Raw genomic sequence first — 7,696 nt, forward strand, 5'->3', positions numbered from 1 at the left:
GTACGGGCGGTATCAGCGGTAGAGGCACGGTCGAGACCGTGCCTCTACCGCTGATACCGCCCGTACCGCCCGTCGGGTGGGACCCTCGTTGTTCGTCCGGCGCGACTGGTTGCGAGACTGCTCGGGTGCGCATCTACCTGCCGTCCACGCTCATCGCCGCGCGATCGGTATGGGAGTCCGGGCAGGTGCCGGCCGGGACGGGCTTTGCGGTCACGCCGGCGCTGCGCGAGTGGTATGCCCAGTCGGAGTCCGAGGAGGAGCTGGAGTACGCGGTGCTCCACGACGCGGCGCGTGCCAGCCTGCGCCTGCTCGACGCCGACCCGGCGGCACCGCGCCGGCGCCTGGTTTTCGTCGCGGACCTCGCCGACGGCGACGTCCGTGTCCGTGACGATCTCGAACGGGGCGCCGCCGAGATCGACTTTCCGGTTCCCTGGTCGGCCGTAGGAGCGATCCATGTCGACGACGGCGACGACGCGGAGGTCCTCGACGCCGTGGCCGAGGCGGCCGATCACATCGTTGAGGCTGACCTCGGCGGCGAGGACGCGGCCTTCATCGTCGACAGTGTCGAGGGCTTCGAGCTGCTCTGGTTCGCTCCGCAGGAGCTGCCCGACCTGCTGTGAGCAGGCGCGCCCCGCGATGGGGGAGTAGGCCGGTCACGCTGGTGGTGCTCGGCGCCGGCCGCCCGGGCTCGCCGCCTGGCGGCGTGCCGTTCGGTGCGACCCAGACCACACCCATTGATGGTTCGTTGGGGCATGATGTCTGGACCGGTGCTTACCCGGCGTGAAATGTTGGCATCGGACGGCGCTCAGGGTGGCCATCCGGTTCCAGTGCGGTGGTCTGGCTCACCGATCGGCGTCCGTGGCCGACTTTTCTCCACGCAAACTGGTCTGGATGGACAACGGTTGTGCCTCCCCGGGGTACGGCCGATGTCGTGTGTTGCGAATAATGCGTAGGTAGGCAGTGAGGCGCCGGCCGGGTTCCCGCCCGGTTGGTGTCGATGGTCCGTTTTTCTCCCAACATCCCTCGTGCCGGCTTGCTGGCTCGGGCGGGCGTGGATCTCGATGACCCAACCGCGTAAGGAGGCTGGCAGCCGATGCTGTACCTCGCCGGGCAGATCCTGGCGTACGTGCTGGTGGCGATGTTCATCGGCGCCGCGCTGGCGTGGGTGTTCCTGATCGCCCCGCTACGCCGGCAGGTGCGCCAGACCCGCGACGGTCAGCCGGTTCCCAGGGCCGGAGGCCACGCGCCGATGCCCGACGCCGAGGTGCCCGACGCCGAGGTGGCCGGTGCCGAGGTGGCCGGTGCCGGGATGGCCGGTGCCGGGATGGCCGGTGCCGGGATGGCCGAGGACACGGGAGCGCCGCTCGCCATCACGTCCCGCGCCCGGGAGCACGGTGGCGAGACCCCGCTGCAGGGTGGTGCCAGGCAGGCTGTGGAACCCGCCGGGCGCGAGGATCACATATTCGCCGAAGGCGCCCGGCTCGAGCTTGAGGCGTTGCCCGGGCCCGCCCCGCGCCTCGACGCCGACGAGCTGCCGGGGACCGGTGAAGGGTTCGAGGTCGGCGCCGACACCGGGCTCGGCGCCGACGAGTTGTCCGCGGGCCCGGCCGTCGCCGGTACCACCGGGCCCGACGCGGTTGGTGCGGAACTTGCCACCACCGGGCCGATCGCGTTGCCGATCAACGCCGTGCGCGTCGGTGAACCCGTCGCCGAGCTCGTCGCCCTGCTGCGTCGGCAGCGGGACGACGCCGCCCTGGAGAAGGCCGATCTGACCGCCCGCCTTGCCGTGGCCGAGCAGCGGGCCGCCGAATCCGAGCAACGGATCGGCGCCGCGGAGCGGCACGCCATGACGGCGAGCGCCCGGGTCGAGGAGATCGAGGCCACGCTGCGCGCCAGAATCGAGGCCGCGACAGGCGTCGGCGGGGCTGGCGTCGGCGGGGAGCGTGTAGCGGACGATGGCTCGCAGGCGGGCGCGGTCACCGCCCCGGCTGACACCGGGCTAACCGTCGCGGAGCTCGCGCGCGAGGCCGAGCTGCTGCGCCAGCAGCTGGCCGAGGCAGAAGGCCGGGCCGCGAAGTTCTCCTCCCGGCTGGCGATGGCACGCACCGAGGCGGAGGACTCCCAGCGCCTCGTCGCGACCATGACCACGCGCCTCGACCGGCATCAGGCCGAATGGGCCGCAGAACGGATCAGCCTGCTCGGCCGGATCTCCAGGACCGAGTCCGCGCTCGGGCGCGACGCCGACGCCGTTACCGCCACGGGCACCGAGACCGAGATCGCGGAGCCCATCGCCGCCGTCGAGGCTTCCACGCGCGAAAGCTCCACTCTCGAGGCCGGGGACCGGGTGGAGTACTCGGCCGCCATCGAATACGCAGAGATCGTCGGTACGGCGAAGGCCGTGGCGTCGGCGCGTGCTGCCCGCTCCGCCCGAGCAGCCGGTCCGCTCCAGCCCCTCGCGCAGACCCGCGCTGCCGAGCCGACCGCTGCCGAGCCGGCCGCGGCCGAGCCGGCCGCGGCTGCGGGACCGGCCGATGCAACCGAGCTGGCCGATATTCCAGCGCCGGCCGACGCTCCAGCGCCGGTTGATGCTGCCGAGCCGGTGCGGCCGGATTCCGGTGACTTCGCCCGGATGAGGGCCAGGGCCTCCTCCGGCGTCACCAAGGAGCGGCCGTCGGCGGTGGCCGGGGTCCTGGCGCCGACCGGTGGCGGGCCCTCACGCACGCCGGGCGTGTGGTCGGGCGCCATGGGCGAGCAGGCCGCGGGCGGCCGGGTCGTCCAGGAGTCCGCGCCGCGCTGGAACGGGCTGCTCGATCCGGCTGTCGCCGGCGGCGACAACCTCAAGGAGATCGTCGGCATCGGCCCGGTGATTGAGTCGCGGCTGCGGACGCTGGGCATCACGACCTTCAGCCAGCTTGCCGAGATGGGCGACACCGACGTCGAACGGCTGGCCCACAAGCTCGACGGATTCGGCGACCGGATCATCTCGGACGACTGGGTGGGCCAGGCCCAGGATCTTCAGGTGCGTCACTACGGCGGCGTCTACTAGCGGCCAGATCGCGCCGAGGCTCAGGCACGGTTTTACGGTCCAGAACCGTCGTTAGTAGGTCTCGGCGCGATTCCGTGCGCAACCGGTTACAGAAAATGCGCAAGGCGCGGCGGTCGGGTGCGGCCGGTGAGGCACGCCGGGGACATCTCGTCCAGGCAGGGCGTCGCTGGGCGAGAGAGGGAGAGACGAGGCCCTGCCGGGTCGTGTTCAAAGCCCGGAGATGAGCCCCTCGATCTCGGCCTCGAGGATTCGGCGGTCGGTGACGTCGCTGTAGAGCCACAGGTGACCGCGGTAGCCGTCGGCCGCGGTCAGCGTGATGTGGCTGCGTTCGAAGACACGGCCGTCGGCGAACATGACCGGCTCGCGGCGCAGCGTGCGACGTCGGCGCAGCAGGGTGTCCAGGCGGGCGGCGAAGCCAGACGGGTCGTCGACCAGTCCGGCCCGCGGCCGCAGATGCCGACGGCAGTCCGTGCCGACCAGGTCGACGGGGGAGTCGGCCAGATCGAACAGGTCGCAGTACATCTGGTTGACGGCGACGACGCTGCCGTCGCGGTCGGCGATGAGGACCGCGGTCGCAAGCTCCGCGAGCAGGGTCGTCAGCCAGCGTTCCCGGTCCCGGCAGGCCTCCTCGATCCGCTGCGTCTGCGCGAACAGGCAGCCGCAGCCCTCGGCCTGCCGTCCGTCGGTGTGCGGGGGGCGTGGATGCAGATCGGCGTTCTCGTCCCGGTGCAGGACGACGGCGGCGCGCCACTCGGCGCCGGGCGGTAGGGCGCCGCGCGGGTAGGCCGGCGACCGGTCCTCCGAAGCCTCGCGGGGGGAGGACCAGCCGGGTGTGGGCTCGCCGGGAATCGGCCGGCGGGGCAGCGGGACCGTCCAACGCCGATTCGCCGCGACGTCGTCCGCATCGGACCACCGCGTCGGGGGCCCGGACAGGGGGTGCCCAGTTCCGGCGGGATGACCGATGACCGGACCGCCGAGGTCCGGCGCGGGATCGGCTGAGCCGTCGCCGAACCGGTCCGGTCCGTCCGGGTGGTCCGGATCGTCTGCGCCGGTCGGGCTGTCGGGCCAGCGGAACGGATCGTCGGCGGAGTCGCTGAAGGTACGGGCTGCATCGTCGAACGGGTCGTAGCCGCCCAGCCCGTCGAACAGTTCGTAGCGATCGGGGCCGCCGGGCAGGATGCCCTCCGGCTCGGCATTCTCCTGGCCGAACAGTTCGTGGCCGAGTAGCTGCTCGTCGAGGAAGGCCGCGTCGAAGGCGTTGAGAGCCGGTGCCCCGGCCCCCGCCCCCGAGTCGCTGGGCGGTGTGACGTGTTCGGCGTCGTTGTCGGCGAGAGGGTCAGTCAGGGCATCAGGGAGCGGGTGACCGGCGGGATGCGGGTGACCGGCGGTGTGCGGTTGGCTGTCGGGGTGCGCCGGGGTGCCCATGCCGCGGGCGTCGCGGTGGTCGATGCCGCCCGCGGTGGGAGCGCCGACCGGCGCCGGGGTGAGGGTGCCGACGAAACGGCGCCGCCCGTCGCCGGCGGACGTCGCCACCGTCTGAATGATCGCCCGACGGGCGGTCCCGCCCGGCCGGACCAGTCGAATCTGCGCGGAGAACCCGTCGCCATGCGTGACCAGGCGCCGCCAATGGTCGCCCACCGTGGCAACGTCGTCGGGATGGACCACCCGGTCCCATCCCCATCCGACTGCCTCGTCGCGGGTAATTCCGGTCAGCTCGGACCACGGCCGGTTCACAAAGAGATGCCGGCCGACCGCGTCCGTGGCGAATACCGCCACAGGGCAATTCTCCACAATCCGCCAAAACATTTTCCAAGCGGCTTTGTCGAACATGTCCGACGGTTGGAAATCCCGGTCTCCGCTCATCGGTTCGCCCCTTTCGGGCCGCGCGTGGCGGGCTGCAGGCAGGTCCTGGGCGGCGCCACCGTGGTGGGCGGATGGGCTTCTCGCCAGCGGTTGGCGAGCCCGCGGATCGATGGCTGACCGGACACGGAAGGGACCCCCGAGGCAGGCGTTGGTGGCTTACCGGGTGAGATCGGCGGGGTGGGGGAGGCTCCACCGGTCGACCCAGTAGGCGATTGTGGCTTCACGGATGAGCGGGTTAGGGACCGCCGCGAGGTTACCGCCTCCGGGACGATTAGGCGGCGAAATCCTGTGGGCGTTTCCGAGGCGGTCGACGGACGACCGATCTACGGGATGTACGCGTAGGGCGATGGGCACCCCTCGATCCGCGACCGCGTATCGAATGCGGAGAGTGACTTTATGTGTGGTCAAGGTGGGACGCTGTGCACACCGTGACCTGTCTGTGCCCGACCCGGCCCACACCCCCGGATGGGGTTGTGCGAACGTTGTTGCGTCCGCCCTGATGGTCAGGGCTTGATAAGCAGTGACCTTCTTTCTACGCTTCGTAGCAATTGTCCGAGCGAGGAAGAGGCGGAGCTGGAGGAGCGGCGGTTTTCGTGGCGGTGGCACGTGGCGGTTGGCTGGACGCCACATCGCTCGTGGAGGACGAGGTCCGCGAGCTCGTCCGGCGGCGTTCCCTGGATCCCGTGCGCGATCCGGCTCAGGTCCGCCAGCTCGTTCAGGAGGTGCTCGCCGACTATGAGGAACGCGTTCTCGTCAGTGACCTTCCGCCCGTCGTCGACCGTGATGTCACCGCCCGGCTGGTCTACGACGCGGTCGCCGGCTTCGGGCCGTTGCAGCGCCATCTCGACGACCCCACCATCGAAGAGATCTGGATCAACGAGCCGGGTCGGGTATTCATCGCCCGGGCTGGTCGCAGCGAGCTGACGACGACAATTCTCACCGCCGACCAGGTGCAGGATCTGGTCGAGCGGATGCTGAAATCGTCCGGCCGGCGGGTGGACCTGTCGACCCCCTTCGTCGACGCCATGCTCCCGGACGGTTCCCGGCTGCACGTGGTGATTCCCGACGTGACCCGGGTGCACTGGTCGATCAACATCCGCAAGTTCGTGCTGAGCGCGGGCAGCCTCGACGAGCTGATCGGACTGGGCACGATCACCGCGGCCGCCGCCGCGTTCCTGGAGGCCGCTGTGGTCTCCGGGCTCAACATCATCGTCGCCGGCGGCACCCAGGCCGGGAAGACGACACTGCTCAACTGCCTCGGCTCGGCGATCCCCGCCCGCGAACGGGTGATCTCGTGCGAGGAGGTCTTCGAGCTGAAGCTGCGCGCGCCGGACTGGGTGGCGATGCAGACCCGGCAGGCCAACCTGGAGGGCAGCGGGGAGATCCGGCTGCGTCGGCTGGTCAAGGAGGCGCTGCGCATGCGCCCGGACCGGCTGGTGGTCGGCGAGGTCCGCCAGGAGGAGGCGCTGGACCTGCTCATCGCGCTGAACTCCGGGCTGCCGGGGATGTGCAGCCTGCACGCCAACTCGGCCCGGGAGGCCGTCACGAAGCTGTGCACGCTGCCACTGCTCGCCGGGGAGAACGTCAGCCACGCCTTCGTGGTACCGACCGTGGCCGCCAGCGTCGATCTCGTCGTCCACCTGGAGAAGAACGTCTCCGGCCGACGGCGTGTCACCGAGATCGTCGCGCTGCCCGGCCGGGCCGAGGGCGACATCGTGGAGATCGCCCAGATCTACCGCTCCCGCGCCGAGGGCCTCGTCCGCGCCGACGGCTTCCCTCCGCACGTCGACCGGTTCACCCGCGCCGGTTACGACCTGCCCGCCCTGCTCGCCCAGGGGGACCGCGACCATCCCCACCGCCGACCCGGCGGGGGCTGGCCCGAGATCGCCGTGGAGCACTGATGGGGATCTTTCTCGGCCTGCTGTGCGGGCTCGGCCTGTTCCTCATCATCACCAGCGGCCGGCCCCGCGCGTCGCATGGCCCGACGACGATGCGCTGGGAGCACACCACCGCCGAGCTGCTCGCCCAGGCCGGCATCCGCGGCCTGAGCCCCCGCCAGTTCGTCGCGATCAGTGCCGGGCTCGGCCTGCTCGTCGGTCTTCTCGTGCTGGCGTTCACCGGCACCCTGTCGCTCGCCGGCGCGTTCGTGGTCTTCGCGAGCCTGCTGCCGCGGGCGCTGGTCGTGCGCCGCCGGCACGGCCGCATCCACGACCTGCGGGAGCTGTGGCCGGACGTCGTCGACAACCTCGCCAGCGCCGTGCGGGCCGGGATGTCGCTGCCCGAGGGCCTGGCCGCCGTCGGGGTGCGCGGGCCGGTGCAGCTACGCCCGGCGTTCACCCGCTTCGGCGAGGACTACAGCGCCACCGGATCGTTCTCGACCTGCCTGGACCGCCTCGCCGACGAGCTCGCCGACCCGGTCGCCGACCGGATCATCGAGTCGCTGCGGATGGCGCGGGAGGTCGGCGGCACCGACCTCGGCCGGCTCCTGCGCACCCTGTCGACCTTCCTGCGCGAGGACGCCCGCACCCGGGCGGAGCTGGAGACCCGCCAGGGCTGGACGGTCAACGCCGCCCGCCTCGCGCTCGCCGCCCCCTGGATCGTGCTGCTCCTGCTGGCCACCCGTGGCCAGAACGTGCAGGCGTACGACAGCCCGACCGGCGTGCTGGTGCTGATCGGCGGCGGCGGCGTGTCCGCCCTCGCCTACCTGTTGATGAAACGGATCGGCCGGCTGCCCGAGGAGGGCCGGGTGCTGCGCGGCGGGGCCATCGCCGCCGCGCAGCACCCGGC

The 7,696-nt window shown here is 71.6% G+C and carries 5 protein-coding genes; 4 read left to right on the forward strand and 1 reads right to left on the reverse strand.

Features of this window, described 5'->3' with window-relative positions:
* The first annotated feature begins 125 nt into the window (after positions 1 to 125).
* Positions 126 to 620 (forward strand): DUF6912 family protein, encoded by a 495-nt coding sequence (locus NBZ85_RS24180; protein ID WP_261559325.1) that lies wholly within the window; start codon positions 126 to 128, stop codon positions 618 to 620.
* Positions 621 to 1,093: 473 nt separating this feature from the next.
* Complete coding sequence (locus NBZ85_RS24185) at positions 1,094 to 3,046, forward strand: helix-hairpin-helix domain-containing protein (protein ID WP_261562654.1); 1,953 nt, start codon at positions 1,094 to 1,096, stop codon at positions 3,044 to 3,046.
* 207 nt (positions 3,047 to 3,253) lie between these two features.
* Here the strand turns inward: NBZ85_RS24185 and NBZ85_RS24190 are convergent, their stop codons facing one another.
* The gene (locus tag NBZ85_RS24190; protein WP_261562655.1) at positions 3,254 to 4,909 is read right to left on the reverse strand and encodes a PAS domain-containing protein; all 1,656 of its coding nucleotides are present in this window, start codon (positions 4,907 to 4,909) and stop codon (positions 3,254 to 3,256) included.
* A 593-nt stretch (positions 4,910 to 5,502) separates the two neighbouring features.
* Here NBZ85_RS24190 and NBZ85_RS24195 point away from each other — a divergent pair.
* Together NBZ85_RS24195 and NBZ85_RS24200 are read left to right on the forward strand one after the other, a co-directional pair.
* The gene (locus NBZ85_RS24195) at positions 5,503 to 6,810 is read left to right on the forward strand and encodes a TadA family conjugal transfer-associated ATPase (protein WP_261559322.1); all 1,308 of its coding nucleotides are present in this window, start codon (positions 5,503 to 5,505) and stop codon (positions 6,808 to 6,810) included.
* Positions 6,810 to 7,696: type II secretion system F family protein (locus NBZ85_RS24200; protein ID WP_261562656.1), on the forward strand; the 887-nt coding region annotated here is incomplete at its 3' end. The genes NBZ85_RS24195 and NBZ85_RS24200, both read left to right, overlap by 1 nt.

This window comes from Frankia tisae, assembly GCF_025403405.1.
Taxonomy (GTDB): Bacteria; Actinomycetota; Actinomycetes; order Frankiales; family Frankiaceae; genus Frankia; species Frankia tisai.